Source organism: Thalassotalea litorea, assembly GCF_005843925.1.
In the GTDB taxonomy this organism is placed as follows: domain Bacteria; phylum Pseudomonadota; class Gammaproteobacteria; order Enterobacterales; family Alteromonadaceae; genus Thalassotalea_A; species Thalassotalea_A litorea_A.
Map to the genome: position 1 here is coordinate 61639 of NZ_VCBC01000005.1, position 24602 is coordinate 86240.

Consider the following 24602-nt stretch of genomic DNA (forward strand, 5'->3'; position numbering starts at 1 on the left):
ACCCTTTGGGCATACATAGTATGAGCAAAAATGATCCTGTCATTTTTGTGAACCCCTTTACGGGTTCAACATCTATCTCACCAAACGAAAAAGGGCCCCTTACGGAGCCCTTTATCTTATATGGCGGTGAGATAGGGATTTGAACCCTAGATACGCTACAAACGTATGCCGGTTTTCAAGACCGGTGCTTTCGACCACTCAGCCATCTCACCTGAAGTGGTGCGAATATTAATGGCTGAATTGGGCAATGTAAAGGGATTCGGTTAAAAATATTTAAAAAAAACGAATTTTTAGCGCGTTTGTTCAATCGTTATACAAAGTTTACTGAAAGCCAAGTAAAATCATCAGTAAAGCACATCCGAAAATGCGGTTGAGGTAACAAATGAATCAAGACGAATCTTACATGAAAGACTTCATGAGAGTATTTCAGGAACTCGAACGCTGGGGCCCCGGCAATGAGCAAGAATCTCTGCATGCATTTTCTTTGGTACCGTTTACTCCACAGCATATTCTTGAAATAGGCTGTGGCAAAGGGCTAACGACTCAGGCAATAGCATCAGTGACCAATTCTAAAATAACCGCCATAGATAATGAACCTGATGCGCTACAGTCGCTTAACACGGCGCTCATCAGTAAAGGTCTAGACGATCAAATTAATACGGTATGTGCAAGTATGACCGACTTACCTTTTCCAAAAGAGAGTTTCGATTTAATCTGGGCTGAAGGATGTGCTTATATTATGGGAGTCCAAAATGCCATTAAGGAATGGCGTGCTTTATTAAAGCCCGGTGGTGTGATGATGCTAAGCGACCTGGTATGGCTTAGCTCTGCTCCTGGCATGCAAAGCAAAGATTTTTTCTCCAACGAATACCCAGATATGCAGACAGTCGCCACCAGAAATGACCAGTTTAGTCAGGAGGGTTTTGATATTCTTCATCACTTTTCATTAAGTGAACAGGCATGGAAAAATTATTATCAGCCCTTGAAACAACGTGCTGTCGCGCTAAAAGCGGATATGCCCTACTCTCAAGCATTGAAAGATATCCTTAGCGAAGTTGAACTGTACGAGCAACATTTAGGAGAATTTGGGTACCAAATGTTCATTGTACAGAAACACTAAACTCCTTCCTGAACATAGCGGTTATAAACATGGATGTTTTGTATGTCTTCATTCCAGGGATGGATTAAATGAAGGCGATAAACATGGATGTTTTGTCTTCTTCCAAGACATAGTAAAAATTTGACTCAGTTTTGCCGTTAAGTTCTTCACTTTAAAGAGTCAATATCAATTTTTTTGGTCTGTTCGGTACTAATAGCATTCAAGTACTTGCTTTGATTAGATATGAACACGCTTGCTTTTTGTCTATTTGTTGTTAATAAAACCCTATCTGACGGCAGTGCTTCTTGGGCAACAGAATCATATACCTCAATGACACAAGGTAAAACCTGACCACAAATGGATAAGTCGACTGGTTTCGATTCTCGATTTAAATAGGCCCATTTAGGTCTATTGCCTTTAAACTCAGTTCTTGGCCATATAACGTTCAAATCATAACTATCTTTATTCACAGACCAAAAGGTATCTTTGCTTTTTAAAATAAAAGGGGTATCTAAATCATATTTTTCAAGTATTTGTTTATAGATATCAGGCTCTTCACTTCTATTCGCGTATTCGACAAAATCAGTCTGATTAATCGTTAAAGGATCAATTGCTGTTTTATCTCGCAGAATTTCAGCTAACCAACCTTCTTTCTCCTTAATGTGTGAATACCCAACATGAATCAAAACTTTTGCCGCTTTATCATGGCTGAATATCTTTTCATATAAGTTTTGAGCTGCTGAACGCTCTCTATCTTTACGTGTTGATTTATCTCCGTAGTCATATGAAATCAGCTTAAAGCCAATATTTTTGGCATGTATAAGCAGTTGCGCAAATGTTGTTTCTTCAATGTAGGTACTGCCTGCGTTTTCTTCTATTTGATCACTGGTTATAAAACCTTCAAAATTTTCAGCTAATGCTTCCACAGCAAAATACCTAAATCCTTGCTCCCATAAATTACTTAGCAAATCGTATGTTAGCACTCTATGTTGAGCTAAATGGTGCGCTTCATTTACCATTACAATTTGTCTGTTTTTAGAAAGTTCGGTTATCGCTTTAATTGCTTCAACGGCTTTAAAGCTCTTCATATCTAAAAACGTTTGTTCATCTAATTTGGGCTTAAATTCATAGCTTTCAAGCGCCCCCAAGTAATCTCCGGCTACGGATTTATCAGTTGCCAACAACTGCTTGAACGTACTAAATGCAAAGGGATTGTCGCTATATTCACTAACCTTTTCTTCTAATAAAATTATTTTTTCTAACAGGCTTTTTTCTTGCAATTCCTGGTGAACTGGAAAATATATTTTGTTGAATTCTTTAAGCAACTCTTCATTTGATTTAGCTGAATATGAGGGTGAAGTGAAGACCAGTAGAGTGGATATCAGCAGCCATTTATACATAAAAATCCTTTTAAAGTTTGTTAGTTCAAGTTCTGAAACTATGAGCTTATTTTCCCTATTTATTTTCTGTTTAACGAATAAGGCTAAAAATGAAGCCGTATTAATATCGGCCATTTTGAATGAACAAGTAAAGTAGTTTTTAACATTTGAAAGCAAGGAGTTAACTCTTTCCGGTACACAAAAATACAGTGGTAGATCTTTGGTTTAGGAAATTTACATAGATAATTAGCAATGAAGTCATAGTCGGCTTTTTTTTGAAAGCCGCGACGCCAAGGATGGCGCAAAAAGCAAAAAAAACGCCATTAAGCGGGTTTTTCAATGTAGCGGTTATAAACATGGATGTTTTGAATGTCATCATTCCATGGATGGACCAAATGATGACGATAAACCCAGGATGTTTTGAATGCCGCCACGCCATGGATGGCGCAAAAGCAAGAAAAACGCCATTAAGCGGGTTTTTCAATGTAGCGGTTATAAACATGGATGTTTTGAATGCCGCCACGCCATGGATGGCGCAAAAGCAAGAAAGCCCGCAATTAGCGGGCTTTCAAAAAGTGGCGGTGAGATAGGGATTTGATAAAATACCTCCATGTATTTTACCCTTTGGGCATACATAGTATGAGCAAAAATGATCCTGTCATTTTTGTGAACCCCTTTACGGGTTCAACATCTATCTCACCAAACGAAAAAGGGCCCCTTACGGAACCCTTTATCTTATATGGCGGTTATAAACATGGATGTTTTGAATGCCGCCACGCCATGGATGGCGTAAAAGCAAAAAACCCGCTATTAAGCGGGTTTTTCAATGTGGCGGTGAGATAGGGATTTGAACCCTAGATACGCTACAAACGTATGCCGGTTTTCAAGACCGGTGCTTTCGACCACTCAGCCATCTCACCTGAAGTGGTGCGAATATTATAGTCTCAATTTGGCCTTGTAAAGCGTTAATTCAAATAAACTTTCTGAGCGCTGAAAAAACCAACAAAATGGTATTTTTTTGCTCGAAAGTGTTGTTAGGGTTAGACTAACTAGCACGCACTCAAAGAGAATCGCTATGGCAAAAGAAGAATTAATTCGATGTCCCTGGCTTGATTTAACCAAACAAGATTACGTCAAATACCACGACGAAGAATGGGGTGTGCCGGTACATGATGATCAAACCATGTTTGAATATTTGACCTTAGAATCGGCACAAGCAGGCCTGAGTTGGTACACGGTTTTAAAAAAGCGTGAAAACTATCGTAAGTTATTTGACAATTTTGATGTAAAAAAAGTCGCAAGTTATGACGAAGCGAAAATCCAGGCGCTTCTACAAAACCCTGGTATTATCCGCAATCAGTTAAAAATTCGCGCCGCGGTCAATAATGCCCAACGGTTTATCGAAGTGCAGCAGGAATTTGGCCGTTTTTGTGATTACTTGTGGGCATTTATCGATCATAAACCTTTAGTGAATCATCTGACCTGCCTGGAAGAATACCCTGCCAAGACTGAGCTTTCAGATAAAATCAGTAAAGATCTGAAAAAACGTGGGTTTAAGTTCGTCGGTTCAACAATTGTTTACGCCCATATGCAGGCATGTGGCATGGTCAATGATCACAGTAGCGATTGCTTTCGTAAAAAAGAAATAGAAAACCGTTAATCGAATTGGCAAAATATCGGAATAAATGTGTAATTTAACGAGTTTTTCTATATTAATATTCCGTTTAGCGTTAAAATTTGTTAAAAAACGACTTGGAACTATTGGGGAATACCCCCATCATATAGTTAACTTTGGTTTAAAAAGGAAATACAGATGCAATCACCTGTAGGTTTTAATACCGCTTCACAATTATCAACTGTAGAAATTAATAAGGTTCTTCGTAATACCTACACCTTATTAGCTATGACACTTATTTTCAGTGCAATTGTCGCTACTGCTGCGATTGCATTAAACCTGCCTTCTCCGGGTTTGATCGTTACCCTTATTGGTGTATACGGTTTGATGTTTTTAGTTTATAAAACTGCAAACTCAGCAATGGGTCTGGTATCGGTTTTCGCATTCACCGGCTTCCTCGGCTACACCATAGCGCCAATGGTTGGCTATGCATTAGGCGCAGGAGCAGCAGATCTTGTTGTACTTTCGCTTGGTGGTACAGGTCTTATTTTCTTCGGCTTGTCTGCATATGCGTTGACAACAAAGAAAGACATGTCTTTCTTAAATGGTATGTTAGTCGCAGGTTTTTGGGTACTTGTCATTGCCATGATTGGTAATATATTCCTGCAAATCCCAGCACTTTCGCTAGCTATTAGCGCATTGTTCATCCTGTTCTCTTCAGCAATTATCCTGAAGCAAACCAGTGATATAGTAAACGGTGGGGAAACGAACTACATCGTTGCAACAGTGACTTTATTCGTATCTTTATACAATATCTTCTCTAGCCTATTACATCTTTTGATGGCATTCGCTGGTGGTGACGATTAAACTATCATTCAGGTAGATAAACAATAAAGCCTCGGAAACGGGGCTTTTTTATTTCAGGGAAAAAACGTGACTACTTTTGCGATCATTGTCAGCACTGCGCCAACCGACAATCGAACATTGACCGCTTTGAAATTCGCACAAGCGCTTCTCACGCAAGGCCATCAAATCGAAGGTGTATTCTTCTATCAACATGGTGTCATTAATGCCAATGTCTACTTGCAGACACCGTCGGATGAAATCAATCACTTAACCGCTTGGGAAGCGTTTTATGACGTCACTAAAACCCCTATGCACCTATGCATTAGTGCCGCAGAGCGGCGCGGACTTACCGACTCAAATACACCGGGTTTTTCCCATAATATTGCAAAGAATTTCACCATATCTGGCTTAGGTGAACTCGTGGTGTTAACCAATAAAGCCGAAAAGGTGATTCAGTTATGATCAGTAATAATCGTATTGCCATCGTTAATACCGCAACCACCTTCGATGATTTTAAAGCCAAAGAAGCCCTGGATCTGGCGCTGATATTTGCCAGCTACGAAATGCCAGTGGCATTGTTTTTTATGGCCGATGGGGTGTTTCAGACCAAGGCGAACCAAAACCCTGAAGGCATTGGCAACAAAGATTTTATCGCAACCTTCAAAGCATTAGGTTTTTATGATATCGATGACATCTATATTTGTCAGGAAGATATGGTAGAAAGAATGATCGAGGGAGAGCTGTCCGTCGACGGTGCTGAAATTTTACCGCGAACGCAGTTCAAACAAACTTTAAACAATTATGATTTGGTTTTAACCTTTTAAAACATGGCTAATTTACACATAGTAAGAAGCTCTGGCTTCACTCACAACAAGTTGCGTCAATGCCTACAAACTTTAATGGCCGCTGACCAGATAATTCTCATTGATGATGGGGTTTATAACGCAAGCCACCCCGACATGATGCCACTACTAAATACGCATAAGGTCTACGCCTTACAAGACCATATACAGGCGCGCGGATTAACCCCAGTGCCTAGTGGCATAGAACTGTGTCAATATGACGATTTTGTTGCGCTTACTATCGGCTCAGACAAGGTAATAACATGGCAATAGAATTTAACGGTCAGTCAATCACAACAGATAAAGAAGGTTATTTAACCCGTGTTGACGACTGGCAACCCGAACTGGCAAAGGTTATCGCAGAGACTGAAAATATCCAATTAACCGATGACCATTGGGAAGTTGTTAATTTTGTTCGTAATTTCTATCTAGAATATAAAACATCACCGGCGATCAGAGCCCTGATTAAAGCCCTGAAAGCTGAGTTTCCCGAAGAGAAAGCCAATAGCCGATATCTGTATCGTTTGTTTCCCAAGGGGCCTGCCAAACAAGCCACCAAAATAGCCGGCCTGCCAAAACCCGCCAGGTGCATCTAGTTAAATTGGCGGATTCGTCAATCGTTACAAACTTTAATGGGTTTAATATTTGTTAATAATTTGTGTTCTGGTTAGAATCAGGTCGATAGCCTAACAATTACTGGTAAAATTTATGACTAAGACCTTAATAATAAACGGTGAAACCGTATCGATTGATGTCGATGAAAGTATGCCACTACTCTGGTTTCTTCGCGATCGACTTGAATTTACAGGCACAAAATTCGGTTGTGGCAGTGGCCTATGCGGCGCCTGTACTGTCCATCTGAATGGTCAGGCAATTCGCGCCTGCGTCACGCCCGTTGGCTCCCTGGCCGACCAGTCAATTACCACCATTGAAGGGCTATCTGACAATGGCGATCATCCCTTACAAAAAGCTTGGTTAGATAATCGAGTGCCACAATGTGGCTATTGTCAGGCAGGTCAGATCATGAATGCTGCGAGCCTGTTAAGTCAGAATACACAGCCCAGTGATCAAGATATCGAAATGGCGATGCAAGGTAACATATGTCGTTGTGGAACCTATCAGAGAATCAAAAAAGCCATCCGGGATGCCGCGGATGAATTGGCAAAGGAGGCCTAACATGAGCAACCTTACGAGAAGAAGCTTTTTAAAGTCTGCAACGGCTGGTACGTCCGGTTTAATGTTAGGTATCACCATTCCTGCTAGTGCGCTCGCAAAAGACAAGCCATTTAAGCAAGACGAGTTTAATCCCAATGCGTTTATCCATTTAACCGAAGATGGCAAAACGACCATTTATTGTGGTCGTTGCGAGATGGGGCAAGGGATCAGTACTGCCCTACCCGCGGCCGTTGCCGACGAGATGGAAGCGGATTGGGAGCAAGTGACAGTATTACAGGCTGAAGGTAACGAAGATAAATATGGCCCGCAAGCGACGGGTGGAAGTGCCAGTATTCGCTTAATGTATATCCCGATGCGCGAAGCGGGTGCGAAAGCGAAATTTATGCTTGAAGCGGCTGCCGCGAAGACTTGGGATACCGATATTAAAAACTGCTACGCCAAAAAGCATTTTGTCTTCCTTAAAAACAGCGATAAAAAGTTAAGTTTCGGAGAGCTGGCTTCCCTTGCTGCGACCATGCCTGCGCCGGAGAATCCCAAGCTCAAAGAAAAATCAGACTACGCCTATATTGGTAAAGACCTTAAACGTCACGACCAGGACGATGTTGTCGTTGGTAAACGGACCTATGGTGTGGACACTAAATTACCTGGATTGAAATATGCGGCCATTGTCCATTGCCCGGTTCTTGACGGCAAACTAAAATCCGTGGATAAATCTGCGGCGCTTGCCATTAAAGGTGTCTCAGATGTTGTCGAGATCGAAAGGCTTGATGTACCTTATGGATCTTTAGGTGGTGTTGCCGTAGTTGCCGACAATAGTTGGACTGCGCAACAAGGGGTAAAAGCCCTGAAAGTGGAATGGGACGCTGGTAAAAATGGTATCTATGATACCAAAACATACAAGCAACAACTGATTGCGAATGTTGAAAAACCAGCACAAGTGATGGACGCTCGAGGTGATGCAACAACCGGCCTTAAAAACGCGAAAAACACCCATAGTGCGACTTATACCGGTGGTCATTTAAGTCACTCCCCTATGGAGCCAAACGCCAGTGTTGTATGGGTTCAGGATGACAGCTGTGAGGTTTGGGCTTCGACGCAAAGTCCTGCAGATATCCAAAAGGTTTTAGGCCAGTTTCTAAAAAGAAAACCCAAAGACATCAAAGTTAATGTAATGATGGCTGGAGGTGCATTTGGGCGTAAGTTTAAATGCGATTATGTCCATGAAGCTGCAGCAATATCACAACAGGTCAAAGCACCAGTACAATTGATTTGGTCACGTGAAGAAGATATGCGCACCGGGTACTACCATTCTACCAGCGCTCAGCATTTACAGGCAGGTTTTGATGATGAAGGCAACGTCGACAGTTGGCTACAGCGCGTTGCGTTTCCTTCGATCAATTCGTTGTTCGATAAATCGGTTAAGCGGGCTCCGAAAGGGGCGACAAAAGATGTCTTTAACCACCCTTTTGGCATTGAAAACATGCAGGTCGAAAGTGGTGAAGCATTGGCTCATACTCGTATTGGCTGGTATCGAGCGGTTTATGCCATCTTCTATGGTTTTGCATTTTCGAGTTTTGCCGATGAATTGGCGCATAAAGCCGGGATGGATCCATTCGAGTTTTTAAATAAACTCTATGACAATAACACCAACCCAAAACAAGCAGAACAAATTGAGCGGTCAAAAGCTGTACTGGCACTAGCCGCGGATAAAAGTGGCTATCATCAGCGAGATAAGTTACCAAAGGGGCAAGCGATTGGACTGGCAGTGCATTACAGTTTTAACAGCTATGTCGCGATGGCCGTTCATGTTGACGTCGATGGCGATAACATCAAAGTGCTTAATGTCGATTGTGCGGTCGATTGTGGTCAGATCCTCAACACCGATGGCGCGACTGCGCAAATGGAAGGTGCGGTTGTGATGGGCATGTCTTTATCACTCTATACCGAAATTGTATTTAGAGACGGACAGGTCGTGAACTCAAACTTCCATAATTACCCCGTGTTAAGAATCAATGAAATGCCGAATGTCCGGGTTCATTTGATTGACTCGGATAAAGAGCCTACAGGGTTAGGTGAACCCGGAGTGTCTCCATTCCCACCGGCACTAACCAATGCGATTTTTGCCGCCACAGGAAAGCGTTATCGGGATCTACCGATTAAACCTATATCGGTATAAGTAGACCCCTTTTAACAACAAGGCGCCAAATAGGCGCCTTTTTTACGTTTATCGAAACTATTTAACGCTAAAAGCGTTGTTAGTGTAAAACCCGCCTATTTTCGATGCGCATTGCGTATTAGCTAATTGGCCCAATGCTTAAGCCCCCAGGCAGCGGAACCCTTAAAACATCCGCTATTGCACGGACCAACTCATATTCCTTAATACTACAGATGCCATCAATACTGATAATAAATAAACATCCTCTTAGAACCTTTTCTTTGTCACCAAAACCAAGACGATTCAGCGTGTCTAAATACTCGCTGGCACGTTGATAATCCGTTGCATCACTCTGTAATTTTTCCAGTTGCGTTAAATCCGTAAACTGTTGCAATTTATTGTGATTCGCATCAGACAACTGATGTTCAGTTGCGGCCAATACCAAAGATAAGATTCCGTTGACTGCTACCGAAGCTTTGCTAATTGATAAATATTTTTTCACCCCAGCATCTGTCGCCCTATTATCGATATGGTTAAAGACGACCTGTTGCAATATCCATTCAAACCGATCCAATTGCTGATCGGCATAACTTAAGCTGTCAACGAGGTCTTTAAACTGTTTGATTTGGGTGGCGCTTAGCTGTTTTAATGCCGGGTTTAACAAATCTACCAGCGGTAAACGATAGCCAATAGGCAAGACATCAACTTCATTGCGTAACGCAAATACCGAATCTATCAGCTGTGTGTCCTGTAAACTTCGGATGATTGCTAGCTGCTTGGTTAACACATCGGACGTTTTCGACAACAACAAACAGCAGACTATCGCCCTCGCCCCTACGACGTTATGACTGGCAGCGTAAAGGGTGTCATCAATATTATTGATTAGCGTGTGGGCATAATCCAATTGCTGCTGATCAATATTACCGGCCTGGGACAACACGGACAAAATGGCAACTTGTTCGACACCGAAGCCAGCATACGATTTTTCCGCCTGACTCCCTTTCGAAGTGTCGTTCGCACTTTTTGTTTTACTAACTTTGCGCATAGGCTTGTGGTCGGCATTCGCTTGGTTTAGCAGAAAATGCGGGGATATTTTGCTGATTCGATCGTCTAACGGAGGGTGAGTAGCAAAGAGCCTGGAGGCGAATGATTTAACGCCCGTTGAAAAAAAACCGTGGGTATATTCTATCGCGTCCGGTTGCTCAATATATGAACCATAAGACGATTGTCTTATTTTATAAAGTGCTTGGGTGATACCTTGATTGTTGCGAGTAAATTGTACCGCAGACGCATCGGCAAGGTATTCCCGCTGGCGACTGATTGAAGCCTTTATGATATTGCCAAAAAAATGACCTCCGTAACCAATCAATATCAGGCCAAAACCCAATCCAAAAATTGCGGCACCATTTTTACTATTACCCCGCCCGGCATGTAACAGGTAATAACCGATAAAACCGATGACTAAAATACCATGGAGTAGCGCTAATACCTGTAAGTTTAGGCGCATATCACCATTTAATATATGGCTAAACTCATGGGCTATCACTCCTTGCAGCTCATCTCGGTCGAGTTTTTCTATCGCTCCTTGCGTGATGCCGATTACCGCATCGGCACTGGTAAATCCCGCAGCAAAGGCATTGATCCCAGGTTCATCTTTCATCAGGTAAATGCGCGGAACGGGCGTTCCTGCGGCGATTGCCATCTCTTCAACGACATTTAGCAGACGTTTTTCGAGACGATTTGCCAAGGCCGGATTAATGGCAACACCACCCATAGCTTCAGCAATAACTTTGCCACCCTGGCGCAATGAAATTTGTTTATATGCACTACCACTAAAGATAACAAACCCGACAACCGTGGTGACAAAGCCAAACATGCGCCAGTCAAATTGGCTGAGCAGATATTGAAGATTAACTTCGCTATCCGCTTCCAAATTCAGATAGCCCAGCGCTGCCATCGCAATAATATTGGTAAATACCACTAAAGTGATCACCGCAGCAGCAAATAACAGTACGAGTATGCCAGTTGAACGTTTCGCTTGTTCCTGAGCTTTAAAAAAATCCATAACTGCGTTTACCGGTTAAAAATCAACCTTGGGCGCAGCCTGGATCTCTGCGCTGTCGTCAAACTCTAACAAGGAAGCATCCTGAGCATGGCCAAACGGGCCGGCAAAGAAGTTTTGCGGGAATTGTTGCTTATAGGTGTTATAACTCATGACTTGATCATTAAATGCCTGACGGGCAAAGCCAATACGGTTTTCCGTACTCACCAGTTCTTCATTGACTTGTAACATGTTTTCATTGGCTTTGAGATCAGGATAGTCTTCCATAACTACATTCAATTTGCCTAGCGCTGACGACAACATCCCCTCTGCTCCCGCTAAGGATTGCATCGCAGAGGCGTCACCTGGTGCTTGCATCGCCGCCTCCAAGCCCTTGGCTGCGACATTTCTCGCTGAAATCACCGCTTCAAGGGTTTCTCTCTCATGTTTCATATAACCTTTGGCGGTTTCCACTAAATTAGGGATCAAATCGTACCGGCGCTTTAATTGCACTTCAATTTGCGCAAATGCGTTTTGATAACGGTTCTTTAGCGCAACCAATTGGTTGAAAATAGAAATGACAAAAAATACAAGGGCAGCAAGTACTACCCAAAAAATGATGGTGGAAAATTCCATTAGAGTTCCTTCAATGTCTTGATTCTGGCTTGCATAAAGTATCGCTTACCTTATCAAGTTACTCTAACCCATTGAAAATTAATCAGCAATGTTTGAAATCTGAAAGGATCATGGGGGGTATTGAATCCCCCATTGTTACGGTGATTCTGCCAATGCCTTTTTGATTTGAGCAAACTCATCCGCCTGATGGCTTTCCGGAAACGCATCGATAAAATACTCTATTTGCTGTTTCGCTTTTTGGGAGTCTTGTTGAAACAGATACAAAAACACAAAACCACTTTCCACTTCATGGTTTAGCGCGGGAAGATAATGCGCACGCAATGTATCCAGACTCTTTTCCGCATCTCGCAGATAATAACGACCTGCGGTCAAATAGAAATACGTCGCAGAAAAATTACAAGCAACAGAAGAAGGATACATCTCAAGGCAATCCGTTAGATATTGCAAAGCATTTTCACCACTACCGGATACCTGCATGTTATGGCCCATGCGATAGAGCTCGGTTAACATATAAAATGTTTTTTCTTCTTGCTGTTGTTGGTGAAATCGTTGCGCTTCATCGACCAGTTCAATCCAGTTAACAAACACCTGTTCACGATGTTTCTCATTGCTAAACCTGGGTGGGTACATGCCTATGACGGGGTTTAACCGATTCACTTCTTCGTCCAACTCTTCGAACGTCAAAGGCTGAACATTTTTTACAGAGGAATAGTTAATACCGTCTGCAACAGACGGATTTTCGGTTACGACAGAGCAGGATGTGATAAAAAATATCAGGCTCAACAAAACAACAATCTTCATTCGACGCTCCTATCGACGATACGTATTTATATCGTCAACGAAAATTCAACAAGAGTTTGTAATTTCCTGAAATTATTGAGCTAAAAGCCGTTAACAACGACCTTTGATATTTGAAACGAAAAACTAAAAAACACTGCGTTACTGTTTCGCTAACATTGAAATTTATCTTATGAATTCAAGAATTATCAACCCTATTGATAATTAGAGAACGACCATCACGAAATGAAAATTCAAAGCATCAAAGATAAATAACTGAACACGACCGTTATCTTTATAAAGTTCCATCAAAATACTAAGCAAAGTGCTTAATTACACTATAGACAAGGATTTATAGGGTTGAAAATTTTTAATGTGTTTTATCGGCATTTTTATGTGCGAATTGAAAAAATCGGTAACCAAAAAATGCTGCAGCCCTAACGATTACAAGCGTAGTAAACGCGCCGATGCTTTCATTGAGTATGGGTAATGACAAAGTAGATAGTGCACTCGGTAGTTAAGTGAATTGTGATGTAAATATTTATTATGATCGTAAGGGAGATATTTAAAAACATAATCAGCAACATAGTTGCTAAGAGAACCAACAATGATGGCAGTCTTCATTGCCAACGATTCAGCATTTCGCTCGAGTTGTAAAAAAGGGAGCTTTCCGCTCCCTTTATTCGATTGACTACTCAGCTTAATGCTTAGGCATTAACCGCCGCAACCGCCTGCTTGGTGATCTCAGTGATTCGATCCCAATCTTTACTGACGACAGCATCTTCAGGAACTAACCAGGAACCACCGATACAACTGACGTTTTTCAATGCGTGGTAGCTCCCCATATTATCCTGATTGATACCACCCGTTGGACAAAAGCGAATATCTGGGAATGGACCAGCGATAGACTTAATCGCCTTCGCACCGCCAATGGCTTCCGCAGGGAAAAACTTAAAGTGATCTAACCCGGCATCGATACCGACCATCAATTCTGAAATCGACGCAATTCCCGGGATCAATGGAATGCTTGACTCTCCAGATGCTTGCAATAGTTCTCGAGTCATACCCGGGCTAATCGCAAATTTCGCACCGGCATCTTCTGCCTGACGTAACGTTTCTGGATTCGTTACAGTACCGGCACCAACCATGGCTTCTGGCAATTCGTCAGCAATTTTTTTGATCACTTGTAACGCATTTTGGGTTCGCAAAGTCACTTCTAACACTTTGATACCACCAGCCATCAATGCTTTAGCAATTGGTACCGCATCATCGACATTTTCAATAACCAGCACTGGCACAATGGGGCCCATGGCAAAAATTTGTTGTGGCTTTAATTGCCAATTGGTTGTTACAGACATACGACCTCATTATTGATTTGTTGTGTTAGAAAGGCGCTGGCACCTAATATGCCAGGTTGTGGTTCAGTAATTACATACGTTGGTATCGCTTGATTAAATCCTTCAAAACGCCCTTTCGCTTCAAATCGTTTACGAAAATCACTCTTTGCTAAGAACTCTAAAAAGCGTGGTGCAATACCACCGGCGATATAGACACCGCCAAAAGCACCGGTTGTTAAAGCCAGGTTACCGGCAAAACTTCCCAAGGTTTTGCAAAACTGCTGCATTGCCTGATGGCAAATATCACATTGTTGAGCAACGCCTTTGGCAGAAATATCTTTGGCTTGATAAGGCTTTGCCGGGATCTGATTTAGATCACACAGTGCCTGGTATATTTGTTCTATCCCTAGACCGGATAGCAATTGTTCCGCCGAAACCCGTGGATATTTGTTGTTAAGAAACTTTAGAATGGCAACTTCAGTATCATCGGTTGGCGCGAAATCTACATGACCGCCCTCACCACCGACACTGATCCATTGCCCTTGATATTCGAACAAGTTTGCAACACCAAGCCCGGTGCCGGGCCCGCAAATCGCGATTGGTTTATGAGCAACAGCCTGACCGCCGCCGATTTTAACTTTCTGGCTATCGTCCAGGCTGTTAATCGACATCGCAATCGCGGTGTAATCGTTAATCATGTACAAACTGCGTAGATTCAAATTGGCCTTAAGCTCAGACTGCTTAAATTCCCAAGGAAGATTGGTCATGCTGATCAAATCTTTATCTACGGGACAAGCAATAGCCAGACAAGCATTGACCTGGCTTGAATCAATTTGATGTTGAACAAAATAATCTTCTAAAACGGTTTGTAGACCAGAAAATTCTGCGCATTGATACAAATGCAGGTTTTTCACCGAACCCGTGCCATCAAGCATACCAATACGTAAATTAGTACCACCGATGTCGGCTACGATGTTTACCATGGAAGAATTTGACGCCATAGCTTAGTGGTCCTCTTTAAACAATGAACAAGCACCTAATTCTGCGCCACTTAAATTGCCACGCATAAAGCCAAATAACTCTCGGCCCATGCCCTGATGCTGCATTTGCCCGGCAAACTGTGCCGTTTCACGTTTGGCCAATTCTTCATCGCTTACCAATACGTTGATACGGCCACTATAGCCATCGACCTGGATCATGTCGCCATTTTGAACTTTGGCGATCAATCCGCCATCCAGAGCTTCCGGAACCAAGTGAATTGCCGCTGGAACTTTACCTGAGGCACCCGACATACGGCCGTCAGTAACTAATGCCACTTTAAAACCTTTGTCTTGTAAAACGCCAAGTGGTGGCGTTAACTTATGCAATTCTGGCATACCACGGCTTTTGGGTCCCTGAAAACGAACGACCGCGATAAAATCTTTTTCTAACTCACCATTTTGAAATGCTTTTTCTAGATCGTTTTGATCTTCGAAAACAACCGCAGGTGCTTTGATCACTTCTGCGCCTGGTCTTAACGCCGAGGTTTTCAATACCGCGCGGCCTAAGTTGCCATCAAGTACCTTTAAACCACCATCACTTTTAAACGGCTTGTCGACATTGGCGATAACTTCAAGGTCGCCAGATTCCGTTGGCCCATCAATCCATTTTAACTCACCATCTTCGAGAACCGGTTGCTGGGTATATTTTTGCAGACCTTCACCACAAATCGTGTGTACGTCTTCATGCAACAAACCTTGCTCGATTAAGCGACGGAATAGCAATGCCATACCACCCGCATCTTGGAACTGATTAATATCCGCAAAACCATTAGGATAGATACGTGTCATTAGTGGCGTTGCATCACTTAAATCCGAGAAATCATCCCAGTTGATAATCACGCCACCAGCACGGGCCGCTGCGATCAGATGCATGGTTAAGTTTGTGGAACCGCCAGTTGCCAATAACGCGACAATGGCATTCACCCAGCTTTTCTCATCGATCATTTTACCAATTGGCTGGAAATTACCGGATTGCTGGGTCAAACGGGTTACCTGACGAGCGGCGGCTTTCGTTAGCTCTTCACGAAGTTGAGTATTCGGAGCGATAAAAGACGCACCCGGAAGGTGTAGGCCCATCACTTCAACAACTAGCTGATTTGAGTTTGCAGTACCAAAGAAGGTACAAGTTCCAGGAGAATGATAAGAGCTAGATTCCGCATCCAACAACTCATCTTTACCCACTTCACCTTTGGCAAATTGTTGACGAACACGTGCTTTTTCTTTGTTTGGAATGCCCGATGGCATTGGACCTGCAGGTACAAACACCGTTGGCAAATGACCAAATGTCATCGCGGAAATCAATAAGCCAGGCACGATTTTATCGCAAATACCGAGCATTAACGTACCGTCAAACATATTGTGAGATAGTGCCACAGCAGATGACATCGCGATCACATCGCGGCTCATCAAGCTTAAATCCATACCCGGTTGGCCTTGAGTCACGCCATCACACATGGCCGGTACGCCACCGGCGAACTGTGCTACCCCACCAGTTTCGCTGATCGTTTTTTTAATAATCGCAGGATAGGTTTCATAGGGCTGATGTGCACTTAACATATCGTTATACGCCGAGACGATGGCGATATCGCTATGATTTAGTTGCTTTAGAACATCTTTTTCTTCTTTGCCACAGGCGGCAAAGCCATGGGCCAGATTACCGCAGGACAACGCCCCACGGTGGACAGTTTGCGATGATTCACGGTCAACTTTTTCAAGGTACGCCTTACGGGCATCACGACTGCGTTCAATAATACGATCGGTAACTGCTGCTATTTTAGGGTTTATCATAACTACTCCGCCCAAAAAACGTCGATGGTTTTTGACGTGTGGTGTAAGAAAGCACGGATTGGCATTTCCATACTGTTTTCATTGGCTATCGCCTGGTCAAGCACTTGCATTTTACTTTCACCAACAAGGTGTAAATAAAGATGGGAAGCTTGTACCAATGCGTTGAAATTGAAACTAATTCTATCAAATGGCGCACTGCCCGGTACGACCTTTAGTAAACCAGGAGCAGCACCTTGGTCGAGTCCTTCTCTGATTTCCTTACTGCAAGGGAACAATGAAGCGGTATGACCATCTTCACCCATGCCCAAAATCACAATATCTAAAGGTAAAACATCGTTACCAGCAAGTTCATTTAACTTAACGACAGCACGCTCGTTCAGTTCACCGTCAAGTTTTAATGGGAACAATGTTGCCTTGGCTGCATTATTGGTCAATAAGTTTTCACTCAGAAGACGGGTATTGGAATTACTATCGTCAAAGTCAACCCAGCGTTCGTCCGCCAAAGTCACGGTAACCTTATCCCAGGCGATATCCTGATTCGATAATGCGGCAAAAAAACCCTTTGGCGTGCTGCCGCCGGAAAATGCGATAGACGCTTTTCCGTTAGCATCAATAACGGTTTGTAATTGCGAAGCGACTTGTGTCGCAAACGCCTGATCAAGCTCAGCTCTGCTTTTAAAAATCTGTTTATGGTACATTATTCGTCCCAATTACGGTCGTCACGCGCGATTAACGCAATAGATGCTACCGGTCCCCATGAACCTGCAGCATATGATTTTGGTAATTCATTGGTCGAGTTCCAGGCATCCATAATGCCGTCAACCCAATTCCAGGCTTGCTCCACTTCGTCACGGCGAATGAACAAGGATTGATTACCATCAATTGCGGTTAACAACAAACGCTCATACGCATCGATCACTCGTGTATTTTCAGTAATTTGCGAGAAACTTAAATCCAGTTTTGTTTCCTTTACTTCGATCTCGTTGGAAATACCCGGTATTTTATTCATCACAGTCAATTCCACACCCTCATCCGGTTGCAGACGAATTGTCAGCTTATTCGCTGGTAATTGTGCATAACTATGGGAAAAAATATTGTGCGGTTGATGTTTGAAATAAATCACCACTTCGGAATGTTTACGCGGCATACGTTTACCGGTACGCAAGTAAAATGGTACCCCTGCCCAGCGCCAGTTATCGATTTCTGCTTTTATCGCAACGAAGGATTCGGTGGTGCTTTCTTTATTGGCCCCCTCTTCCTCGAGGTATCCGGGAACTTCCTGACCATTTAGGTAACCTTTCGCGTACTGACCTCGAACGGCTTTTTCGTGAATATTTGTTTTGTTAATTGGCCGCAGCGCTTTTAACACCTTCAGTTTTTCATCACGGATACTTTCTGCGCTTAAATCCGTTGGTGGCTCCATCGCCAATAACGATAAGATTTGCAACAAGTGATTTTGGACCATATCGCGCATCTGACCAGTCTCATCATAAAACCCCCAACGACCTTCGATACCGACACTTTCTGCGACAGTAATTTGGACATGGTCAATACAATTGTGGTCCCAGTTGGTTGAAAATAATGAGTTGGCAAACCGAAGCGATAATAGGTTGAGGACAGTTTCTTTCCCAAGGTAATGGTCAATACGGTAAATCTGACTTTCGCTAAAGAAACGGTTCACCTGGTCGTTAATCACCTGTGAAGACGCCAAGTCGTGACCGATCGGTTTTTCCATAACAACGCGAGCATAATCATTTGCAAGTTGATGGGCGTTCAATCCTTCACAGATCATTCCGTATATTGCCGGAGGCGTAGCCAGATAATACAACGTAGTTGCTTCTTCTTTCAGCTCTGCTTTGAGTCTGGTATAACCAGACTGGTCGGAAAAGTCTAACTTAAGGTATGTAAAGCGAGCAGTGAAACGCTGAACAACGTCTTCGGTAACTTCGCTGCCAATAAATGTGGCAAGATTGTCAGCAACAAACTTTTGAAACTCTTGATCACTATAATCATTACGCGCGACACCGATAATTTTTAAATCGCCATGGAGAAGTTGCTCTGATTCTAGATGGTAAAGGGCCGCGAACAATTTACGGCGAGACAAATCGCCTGCCGCACCAAAGAGTACAATTTGTTCCGCAGATTGCAGATTGTTTTGAGTCATGTGGTACTACTCTCTTTAAACAATGAAAAAAAATTACATTTAGCCATAATTTAAACCTAAGCAGGCATAAGGTAAAGTAATATTGTAATAAAATTACACGACGATAATCCCCTAATTCCGTTAAAAATTAGGTTTTATCCCTTTATAATGGTGGTTAGCTAAGCTTTTGATATTTATACACACCTGTAATGCAGTTTATAAAACGATCAGATTATGAAATAAATTTACATAAATACTGTTATATTCTGTTAAAATAATTTACAGTAACAGCAATTCAACACGAGGCTTGTTATGAATATATTAGAAAAAATCACTAACGAATTTGATTCTTTCAGTAAATCAGAACGAAAAGTTGCCGAAGTCATTTTAGCATCTCCTGCGACAGTCATTCACGCCAGTATCGCGTCGTTAGCCAAACAGGCAAATATTAGCGAACCAACGGTAAACCGTTTCTGTCGAAGGCTCGACACCAAAGGTTACCCCGATTTCAAACTGCACTTAGCGCAGAGTCTTGCTAACGGTACACCATATGTGAATCGCCATGTTGATGAGAATGATTCTGCTGATGAGTATACAACAAAGATCTTCGAATCGACATTAGCCAACCTTGAAATGGCTCGTAAAAGTTTAGACACCAGTTTGATCAATCGCGCCGTTGACGTATTAACTCAAGGTCGAAAGATTTCCTTTTTTGGTCTTGGTGCATCCGCAATCGTTGCTCACGACGCCCAAAACAAGTTCTTTCGCTTTAATGTGCCGGTGGTTTATTTCGATGACATACTGATGCAACGCATGAGCAGCATTAACAGCTCACAAGGTGATGTTGTTGTGGTTATCTCCCATACTGGCAGAACCAAACCATTGGTCGAGGTGGCGAGTATAGCGCGTGAAAATGATGCTACAGTTATTGGTATTACCGATGCTGGGTCGCCATTGGCGAAAGAATGCAATATCGTGCTATCCCCTACCGTTGCCGAAGATACAGATTTATATATGCCGATGGCATCGCGGATCGCACAACTTGCACTGATTGATATTCTCGCGACAGGATTTACTCTGCGTCGTGGCTCAAAATTTCGAGATAATCTCAAGAAAGTGAAAGACAGTTTACGTAGTTCCCGTTTTGAACGGAAAGAGTAGTTAGTTAAAATAAGGTTTAGACTTCATGCCCAGAAGAACCAAAATTGTTGCCACCCTTGGACCGGCAACTGATGATATCAATGTTTTACGCGAAGTGATCAAAGCCGGTGTTAATGTCGTTCGTTTGAACTTCTCACACGGCGCTCCTGAAGATCACATTAATCGAGCCAACATGGTTCGCTCTATCGCCAAAGAGCTTGGCTGTTATGTTGCCATTCTTGGCGATTTACAAGGCCCGAAAATCCGTATCTCGACGTTTAAAGATGGCCCGATCACCCTGGCAATTGGTGACAAGTTCATCCTCGATGCCAATATGGCGAAAGGCGAAGGTAATCAGCAAGCGGTTGGTATTGACTACAAGCAATTGCCGGAAGATTCAAAACCCGGTGACGTTTTGTTACTTGATGATGGTCGCGTGCAACTGAAAGTGGAAAAAAGTGAAGGTGGCAGAGTCCATACGGTAACCACCGTTGGCGGTCCATTATCCAATAATAAAGGCATCAACCGTCAAGGCGGTGGTTTGTCGGCTGCAGCACTAACTGAAAAAGACAAAGAAGACATCAAACTTGCCGCGAAGCTTGATGCTGACTTTCTTGCTGTTTCTTTCCCGCGCGATGCCGCAGATATGCGTGAAGCACGTTTGTTAGCAAACGAAGCTAATTGTAATGCGAGATTGGTTTCAAAAATTGAGCGCGCAGAAGCGGTAAATGATAACGATGTACTTGATGAAATTATTCTAGCCTCTGATGTTGTTATGGTTGCCCGTGGTGATTTGGGTGTTGAAATTGGTGATGCAGAGCTGGTTGGTAAACAAAAGCATATCATTGCCCGTTCACGCCAGTTAAACCGTATCGTGATCACCGCGACACAAATGATGGAAACCATGATTTCACAACCAATGCCAACTCGTGCGGAAGTGATGGATGTGGCAAACGCAGTACTTGATGGCACCGACGCGGTGATGTTGAGTGCGGAAACGGCGGCGGGTAAATATCCGGTAGAAACCGTCAAAGCAATGGTTGACGTTTGTATCGGCGCCGAAAAACAACGCTCGGTGAATATTTCTAAGCACCGTGTCGAATTGATGTTTGAGGAAGTCTCCGAAACTATCGCATTGTCAGCAATGTATGCGGCTAACCACTTGAAAGGGGTAAAAGCGATTATCTCCTTAACCGAGTCTGGTCAAACAACGAAAATCATGTCTCGTATTACCTCTGGTTTACCGATTTATTCGTTATCAAGACATGAAAAAACGTTAAATAAATCCGCAATCTTTAGAGGTGTGTATCCTGTATATTTTGATTCGACTCAAAGTAGCAATGACACCCTGTCAAAAGAAGTACTTGCTGAAGTCGAGAAACACTCAGAGCTTAAATCTGGCGATATCGTATTGTTTACCCACGGCGACATGATGGAAACCGTTGGTGCAACCAATACAATGAAAGTGCTAACCATCAAATAAGCTAACAGTTTGTTATCGTTAAAAAGCCAGCGATTTGCTGGCTTTTTTGATCTTGGGTCTTTAAGCTAATGAAACAAAGATAAGCGTTTAGGTTTCGATTAGCGACGATGACAGCAAGCCAAGCAAAGACAATTAAGAAAATAGCATTACTCACCAGTGGTGGCGATGCACCAGGTATGAATGCCGCCATTCGCAGCACGACATTGTATGCCCTGCACCATGGCATTGAAGTGATTGGATTTCGTCATGGCTATAACGGATTAATTAACAATGAGTTCATCCGATTGGACGAACCGTCCGTTAGGGAAATTGTTGGTCGCGGTGGCACCATTTTAAAAAGTGCCCGATGTGAAGAGTTCAAGACTTGTGAAGGTATGAAGCAAGCTGCGAAAAACTTATCCGCACAGAACATTGATGCGCTCATCGTGATTGGTGGCGATGGTTCGTTTGCAGGGTTGGTAAAATTTAAACAGTTCTATTCTGGTCAAACGATCGGTATTCCAGGCACCATCGACAATGATATTGATGGCACCGATCACACCATAGGTTTTGCAACTGCAGTCGATACTGCGGTGAATGCGATTGATAAAATCCGGGATACGGCAGATGCATTTGAACGGATTTTCGTCGTCGAAGTCATGGGCCGAAAAAGTGGCTTTTTGGCATTAAATGTCGGTGTAGCTTGCGCAGCAGAACATATCATCACTTTTGAGAACTTTTCCAACCCGGGAATTGAACTCCAGCACATCGCAACTAAGGTTGAGCGCATCAAAAAACACCGGGGTAAATGCAGTCATTTGATTGTAAGCGCGGAAAACTTATATCCTGGCGGCGCAAATAAGTTGGCCAGCGATCTCGCAGACTATGCTGCGATCGAATGCATCCCCTGTATCCTAGGTTATATTCAGCGCGGTGGTGATCCCGTTGCAAAAGATCGAATTCTCGCAACCCATATGGGTGCACACGCGATACAGGAATTGTTGGCAGGGAACAGTGACATTATGATTGGTATTGAAGGGCAATTTTGTAAACCCATTGCATTGTCCGAAAGCGTAGAACACCACAAAGGCGTCAATCAAAACTTATTAGACATTCAGGAAAGTTTGCAAGATTTACGGTAAGCCAAATGCTTAACTTAAAATCGCTTTTTTGACTTTGTCTTTGTAACTACGGGAAACTTTGAGTTCTTTATTGTTAGTTAAAATCAGGTAATACTCGCCATTTACCTGATTACCGAACTTGTTAATATAACGTTTATTGGCCATCGCCGAACGATGGGTTCGGATAAAAACCTTAGGATCCAGCAATTGCTCTAACTCTTTCATTGTCTTACGCAGGATATGGGTTTTTTCTATCGTATGAACACACATGTAATCCCCCGCCGCATCAATCCAGATAATGTCTTTGGTTGGCACCAATGACGTTTCCCCAATGTCCTTAATCGCAAGCACGTCCGAGTAGGGGCTTGTCGAAACCGGTTTGTCTTCTTCGAGTTGCTCGATGATGGTACCGCTATCGCTGCCAGTAACTTGGCTTACCACGTCGATAAGACGCTGTTTATGGGTGTTGGCTTTTTTCTGGCCGATAAAGGCTTCGACACGTTCTATCGTTTGCGCTAAGCGCTTATGATCGACCGGTTTTAACAAATAGTCTAATGCGTGAATATCAAATGCCTGCACCGCATAGTGATCAAATGCTGTAACAAACACCACGATTGGCATCGATACGTTATCGCTCAATAATTGACGAACAACATCAAAGCCGCCGACTTGCGGCATTTGAATATCCAAAAAGACGAGATCGGGAGATAAGGATTTGATTCGCTCGATGGCCTCATTACCACCGGAGCATTGGGCAATCACATCGACATTATCAAAACCCTGTAATCGCACCGCCAACCCTTTGCGTGCTAATGGTTCATCATCAACAATTATGGTCGCTAATTTGTTCATTCAACCTCAGTTTGAAAGGGAATTCTTATATTTATTTTTAAACCATTTGGGATGTTTTCGCTCACCACTAAAGAATACTCCTGAAACAGCGTTGCTAACCTTTCCCGGGTGTTCGCCAGACCGACACCATTTTCCCGATACAAATTGCCATCAACAATTTCAGCACCAGGGCCATTGTCATTAATTTCCAATTGCAAATCATTGGCGAAACGGCTGACCTTCACTTCAATAGTACCACCCTCTTCTCGCGCCGCAATCGCATACTTTATGGCATTTTCTGCCAGAGGTTGCAATATCATTGATGGTACCAAAGCATTCTGGCAATTATTCTGTATCTCAAATTTAATCTGTAACCTTTCTTCAAACCGAACCTTTTCAATATCCAGGTACAGCTGTAGAGCGGTTAACTCCTGGGTGACGGTGACGCGTTTCATCGGATCTTTATCCAATGAATATCGTAAAAACTCGCTCAACTTAGTGACCATGGCATTCGCAGTTTTATTTTCATTAATCAGAATTAATGTCGATATCGCGTTTAGCGTATTAAATAAAAAATGCGGGTTTAATTGATAGCGCAACATTTTTAACTGCGCCTGATTTGCCATGTTATTGGCCGTTAGTACTTTCTGACGTTCCTGCTGAAGCATTTGGTAGTATTTTATCCCAAAGTACAAACCGCTCCAGGCGAGCATGATGTAAAACGACCAAACACTAGACTTGGTGTAAAGTAGCCAGAAGTCTGGGCGGAACCCGTGTTTATATATTTCCCAATAGGTAATGTTATTGACGACCTGCCACACCACTCCCGCAACATAGGATGAAACAATAACCACCAGCGCGATTTTCGCTGGTGATAGGTTCCAGGCTTTTTGATAGACATAGCGAAGCCCAAGCGATATTAGCGCACCGGCCCATGCCCGAAACAAGATGATCCACACGAAAACATCGCGAAGATCATGTAATAGAGAGCCTAAATAATGCACCATGGCAAAACCAATCCAACCACCAAGATGCAATAGCCAGAAAAAACGGTTTCTATCTTCGATTAAATGTTGCCAGTTCAAAGTGTTCCCAGTATTAAGCGATTTGATGGCAGTTATTGCCAGTCATACCCCAAAAGTATCTCTTATTGAGTGACAAAACACCCTGTAAC

At 42.9% G+C, this 24602-nt stretch carries 25 protein-coding genes and 2 tRNA genes; 14 read left to right on the forward strand and 13 right to left on the reverse strand.

Going from position 1 to position 24602, the window contains the following annotated elements:
- Window positions 1-121: 121 nt before the first annotated feature.
- A tRNA-Ser gene (locus FE810_RS05650) sits at window positions 122-212 on the reverse strand.
- Between the two features lie 191 nt (window positions 213-403).
- Between FE810_RS05650 and FE810_RS05655 the strand changes: the two genes are divergently transcribed.
- Window positions 404-1120, forward strand: coding sequence for a class I SAM-dependent methyltransferase (locus FE810_RS05655; RefSeq protein ID WP_212744477.1), 717 nt, complete (start codon window positions 404-406; stop codon window positions 1118-1120).
- 146 nt (window positions 1121-1266) lie between these two features.
- On the opposite strand, the gene FE810_RS05660 is transcribed toward FE810_RS05655, so the two are convergent.
- Window positions 1267-2613 (reverse strand): hypothetical protein, encoded by a 1347-nt coding sequence (locus tag FE810_RS05660; protein WP_138319078.1) that lies wholly within the window; start codon window positions 2611-2613, stop codon window positions 1267-1269.
- Window positions 2614-2753: 140 nt separating this feature from the next.
- On the opposite strand from FE810_RS05660, the gene FE810_RS05665 reads away from it, so the two are divergent.
- Both FE810_RS05665 and FE810_RS05670 read left to right on the forward strand, forming a co-directional pair.
- The gene (locus tag FE810_RS05665; RefSeq protein WP_138319079.1) at window positions 2754-3068 is read left to right on the forward strand and encodes a hypothetical protein; all 315 of its coding nucleotides are present in this window, start codon (window positions 2754-2756) and stop codon (window positions 3066-3068) included.
- 49 nt (window positions 3069-3117) lie between these two features.
- A complete protein-coding gene (locus tag FE810_RS05670; RefSeq protein WP_138319080.1) occupies window positions 3118-3321 on the forward strand; it encodes a hypothetical protein in 204 nt (67 codons plus the stop codon).
- On the opposite strand, the gene FE810_RS05675 is transcribed toward FE810_RS05670, so the two are convergent.
- A tRNA-Ser gene (locus FE810_RS05675) sits at window positions 3308-3398 on the reverse strand. The two genes, FE810_RS05670 and FE810_RS05675, sit on opposite strands and share 14 nt — an antisense overlap.
- A 155-nt stretch (window positions 3399-3553) precedes the next feature.
- Between FE810_RS05675 and FE810_RS05680 the strand changes: the two genes are divergently transcribed.
- The 8 genes from FE810_RS05680 to FE810_RS05715 all read left to right on the forward strand — a co-directional run bounded on the left by FE810_RS05680 (window position 3554) and on the right by FE810_RS05715 (window position 9133).
- Window positions 3554-4138: a DNA-3-methyladenine glycosylase I gene (locus FE810_RS05680; protein WP_138319081.1), complete on the forward strand. Its 585-nt coding sequence runs from the start codon at window positions 3554-3556 to the stop codon at window positions 4136-4138.
- A gap of 153 nt (window positions 4139-4291) precedes the next feature.
- A complete protein-coding gene (locus tag FE810_RS05685; protein WP_138319082.1) occupies window positions 4292-4960 on the forward strand; it encodes a Bax inhibitor-1/YccA family protein in 669 nt (222 codons plus the stop codon).
- A 66-nt stretch (window positions 4961-5026) separates the two neighbouring features.
- Window positions 5027-5401 (forward strand): sulfurtransferase complex subunit TusD, encoded by a 375-nt coding sequence (tusD, locus tag FE810_RS05690; protein ID WP_138319083.1) that lies wholly within the window; start codon window positions 5027-5029, stop codon window positions 5399-5401.
- A complete protein-coding gene (tusC, locus tag FE810_RS05695; protein ID WP_138319084.1) occupies window positions 5398-5763 on the forward strand; it encodes a sulfurtransferase complex subunit TusC in 366 nt (121 codons plus the stop codon). Before tusD ends, tusC begins: the two co-directional genes overlap by 4 nt.
- Before the next feature lie 3 nt (window positions 5764-5766).
- The gene (gene tusB / locus FE810_RS17285) at window positions 5767-6054 is read left to right on the forward strand and encodes a sulfurtransferase complex subunit TusB (protein WP_138319085.1); all 288 of its coding nucleotides are present in this window, start codon (window positions 5767-5769) and stop codon (window positions 6052-6054) included.
- On the forward strand, window positions 6045-6377 hold the full coding sequence (locus FE810_RS05705) for a TusE/DsrC/DsvC family sulfur relay protein (RefSeq protein ID WP_138319086.1): 333 nt from the start codon (window positions 6045-6047) through the stop codon (window positions 6375-6377). Before tusB ends, FE810_RS05705 begins: the two co-directional genes overlap by 10 nt.
- A gap of 112 nt (window positions 6378-6489) precedes the next feature.
- Entirely contained in the window at window positions 6490-6957 is a 468-nt protein-coding gene (locus FE810_RS05710) for a (2Fe-2S)-binding protein (RefSeq protein ID WP_138319087.1), read from the forward strand.
- A 1-nt stretch (window position 6958) separates the two neighbouring features.
- Window positions 6959-9133, forward strand: a complete 2175-nt coding sequence (locus FE810_RS05715) for a xanthine dehydrogenase family protein molybdopterin-binding subunit (RefSeq protein ID WP_138319088.1) — start codon at window positions 6959-6961, stop codon at window positions 9131-9133.
- A 118-nt stretch (window positions 9134-9251) separates the two neighbouring features.
- Here the strand turns inward: FE810_RS05715 and FE810_RS05720 are convergent, their stop codons facing one another.
- The 8 genes from FE810_RS05720 to zwf form a co-directional block, all read right to left on the reverse strand.
- Window positions 9252-11177 carry a M48 family metallopeptidase gene (locus tag FE810_RS05720; RefSeq protein ID WP_138319089.1) on the reverse strand — a complete coding sequence of 642 codons (1926 nt, stop codon included), beginning with the start codon at window positions 11175-11177 and terminating at the stop codon, window positions 9252-9254.
- Between the two features lie 15 nt (window positions 11178-11192).
- Window positions 11193-11789, reverse strand: coding sequence for a LemA family protein (locus FE810_RS05725; RefSeq protein ID WP_138319090.1), 597 nt, complete (start codon window positions 11787-11789; stop codon window positions 11193-11195).
- A gap of 135 nt (window positions 11790-11924) precedes the next feature.
- On the reverse strand, window positions 11925-12590 hold the full coding sequence (locus FE810_RS05730) for a hypothetical protein (protein ID WP_138319091.1): 666 nt from the start codon (window positions 12588-12590) through the stop codon (window positions 11925-11927).
- Between the two features lie 683 nt (window positions 12591-13273).
- Window positions 13274-13924: a bifunctional 4-hydroxy-2-oxoglutarate aldolase/2-dehydro-3-deoxy-phosphogluconate aldolase gene (locus tag FE810_RS05735; protein WP_138319092.1), complete on the reverse strand. Its 651-nt coding sequence runs from the start codon at window positions 13922-13924 to the stop codon at window positions 13274-13276.
- Window positions 13915-14904, reverse strand: coding sequence for a glucokinase (locus FE810_RS05740; protein WP_138319093.1), 990 nt, complete (start codon window positions 14902-14904; stop codon window positions 13915-13917). The genes FE810_RS05735 and FE810_RS05740 overlap by 10 nt, the downstream gene beginning before the upstream one ends.
- A gap of 3 nt (window positions 14905-14907) precedes the next feature.
- A complete protein-coding gene (gene edd, locus FE810_RS05745; protein WP_370738916.1) occupies window positions 14908-16731 on the reverse strand; it encodes a phosphogluconate dehydratase in 1824 nt (607 codons plus the stop codon).
- Window positions 16732-16733: 2 nt separating this feature from the next.
- Window positions 16734-17429, reverse strand: coding sequence for a 6-phosphogluconolactonase (gene pgl / locus FE810_RS05750; RefSeq protein ID WP_138319094.1), 696 nt, complete (start codon window positions 17427-17429; stop codon window positions 16734-16736).
- On the reverse strand, window positions 17429-18895 hold the full coding sequence (zwf, locus tag FE810_RS05755) for a glucose-6-phosphate dehydrogenase (protein ID WP_138319095.1): 1467 nt from the start codon (window positions 18893-18895) through the stop codon (window positions 17429-17431). The genes pgl and zwf overlap by 1 nt, the downstream gene beginning before the upstream one ends.
- A 291-nt stretch (window positions 18896-19186) precedes the next feature.
- Here zwf and FE810_RS05760 point away from each other — a divergent pair, with 291 nt between their 5' ends.
- The 3 genes from FE810_RS05760 to FE810_RS05770 all read left to right on the forward strand — a co-directional run bounded on the left by FE810_RS05760 (window position 19187) and on the right by FE810_RS05770 (window position 22618).
- Complete coding sequence (locus FE810_RS05760; RefSeq protein WP_138319096.1) at window positions 19187-20035, forward strand: MurR/RpiR family transcriptional regulator; 849 nt, start codon at window positions 19187-19189, stop codon at window positions 20033-20035.
- Between the two features lie 25 nt (window positions 20036-20060).
- Window positions 20061-21497, forward strand: coding sequence for a pyruvate kinase (pyk, locus tag FE810_RS05765; RefSeq protein ID WP_138319097.1), 1437 nt, complete (start codon window positions 20061-20063; stop codon window positions 21495-21497).
- 107 nt (window positions 21498-21604) lie between these two features.
- A complete protein-coding gene (locus FE810_RS05770) occupies window positions 21605-22618 on the forward strand; it encodes a 6-phosphofructokinase (protein ID WP_138319098.1) in 1014 nt (337 codons plus the stop codon).
- A gap of 9 nt (window positions 22619-22627) precedes the next feature.
- Here the strand turns inward: FE810_RS05770 and FE810_RS05775 are convergent, their stop codons facing one another.
- Window positions 22628-23449 (reverse strand): LytR/AlgR family response regulator transcription factor, encoded by an 822-nt coding sequence (locus FE810_RS05775; RefSeq protein ID WP_138319099.1) that lies wholly within the window; start codon window positions 23447-23449, stop codon window positions 22628-22630.
- The gene (locus tag FE810_RS05780; RefSeq protein ID WP_138319100.1) at window positions 23446-24513 is read right to left on the reverse strand and encodes a sensor histidine kinase; all 1068 of its coding nucleotides are present in this window, start codon (window positions 24511-24513) and stop codon (window positions 23446-23448) included. Before FE810_RS05780 ends, FE810_RS05775 begins: the two co-directional genes overlap by 4 nt.
- Between the last annotated feature and the right edge of the window lie 89 nt (window positions 24514-24602).

What these genes read in the sequence shown, in the direction of transcription:
- FE810_RS05655 (WP_212744477.1), top strand. Translation starts at nt 404, where the DNA reads ATGAAAGACTTCATGAGAGTATTTCAGGAACTCGAACGCTGGGGCCCC.
- FE810_RS05660 (WP_138319078.1), bottom strand. Translation starts at nt 2,613, where the DNA reads ATGGCCGATATTAATACGGCTTCATTTTTAGCCTTATTCGTTAAACAG.
- FE810_RS05670 (WP_138319080.1), top strand. Translation starts at nt 3,118, where the DNA reads ATGAGCAAAAATGATCCTGTCATTTTTGTGAACCCCTTTACGGGTTCA.
- FE810_RS05680 (WP_138319081.1), top strand. Translation starts at nt 3,554, where the DNA reads ATGGCAAAAGAAGAATTAATTCGATGTCCCTGGCTTGATTTAACCAAA.
- FE810_RS05685 (WP_138319082.1), top strand. Translation starts at nt 4,292, where the DNA reads ATGCAATCACCTGTAGGTTTTAATACCGCTTCACAATTATCAACTGTA.
- tusC (WP_138319084.1), top strand. Translation starts at nt 5,398, where the DNA reads ATGATCAGTAATAATCGTATTGCCATCGTTAATACCGCAACCACCTTC.
- tusB (WP_138319085.1), top strand. Translation starts at nt 5,767, where the DNA reads ATGGCTAATTTACACATAGTAAGAAGCTCTGGCTTCACTCACAACAAG.
- FE810_RS05705 (WP_138319086.1), top strand. Translation starts at nt 6,045, where the DNA reads ATGGCAATAGAATTTAACGGTCAGTCAATCACAACAGATAAAGAAGGT.
- FE810_RS05710 (WP_138319087.1), top strand. Translation starts at nt 6,490, where the DNA reads ATGACTAAGACCTTAATAATAAACGGTGAAACCGTATCGATTGATGTC.
- FE810_RS05715 (WP_138319088.1), top strand. Translation starts at nt 6,959, where the DNA reads ATGAGCAACCTTACGAGAAGAAGCTTTTTAAAGTCTGCAACGGCTGGT.
- FE810_RS05720 (WP_138319089.1), bottom strand. Translation starts at nt 11,177, where the DNA reads ATGGATTTTTTTAAAGCTCAGGAACAAGCGAAACGTTCAACTGGCATA.
- FE810_RS05725 (WP_138319090.1), bottom strand. Translation starts at nt 11,789, where the DNA reads ATGGAATTTTCCACCATCATTTTTTGGGTAGTACTTGCTGCCCTTGTA.
- FE810_RS05730 (WP_138319091.1), bottom strand. Translation starts at nt 12,590, where the DNA reads ATGAAGATTGTTGTTTTGTTGAGCCTGATATTTTTTATCACATCCTGC.
- FE810_RS05735 (WP_138319092.1), bottom strand. Translation starts at nt 13,924, where the DNA reads ATGTCTGTAACAACCAATTGGCAATTAAAGCCACAACAAATTTTTGCC.
- FE810_RS05740 (WP_138319093.1), bottom strand. Translation starts at nt 14,904, where the DNA reads ATGGCGTCAAATTCTTCCATGGTAAACATCGTAGCCGACATCGGTGGT.
- edd (WP_370738916.1), bottom strand. Translation starts at nt 16,731, where the DNA reads ATGATAAACCCTAAAATAGCAGCAGTTACCGATCGTATTATTGAACGC.
- pgl (WP_138319094.1), bottom strand. Translation starts at nt 17,429, where the DNA reads ATGTACCATAAACAGATTTTTAAAAGCAGAGCTGAGCTTGATCAGGCG.
- zwf (WP_138319095.1), bottom strand. Translation starts at nt 18,895, where the DNA reads ATGACTCAAAACAATCTGCAATCTGCGGAACAAATTGTACTCTTTGGT.
- FE810_RS05760 (WP_138319096.1), top strand. Translation starts at nt 19,187, where the DNA reads ATGAATATATTAGAAAAAATCACTAACGAATTTGATTCTTTCAGTAAA.
- pyk (WP_138319097.1), top strand. Translation starts at nt 20,061, where the DNA reads ATGCCCAGAAGAACCAAAATTGTTGCCACCCTTGGACCGGCAACTGAT.
- FE810_RS05770 (WP_138319098.1), top strand. Translation starts at nt 21,605, where the DNA reads ATGACAGCAAGCCAAGCAAAGACAATTAAGAAAATAGCATTACTCACC.
- FE810_RS05775 (WP_138319099.1), bottom strand. Translation starts at nt 23,449, where the DNA reads ATGAACAAATTAGCGACCATAATTGTTGATGATGAACCATTAGCACGC.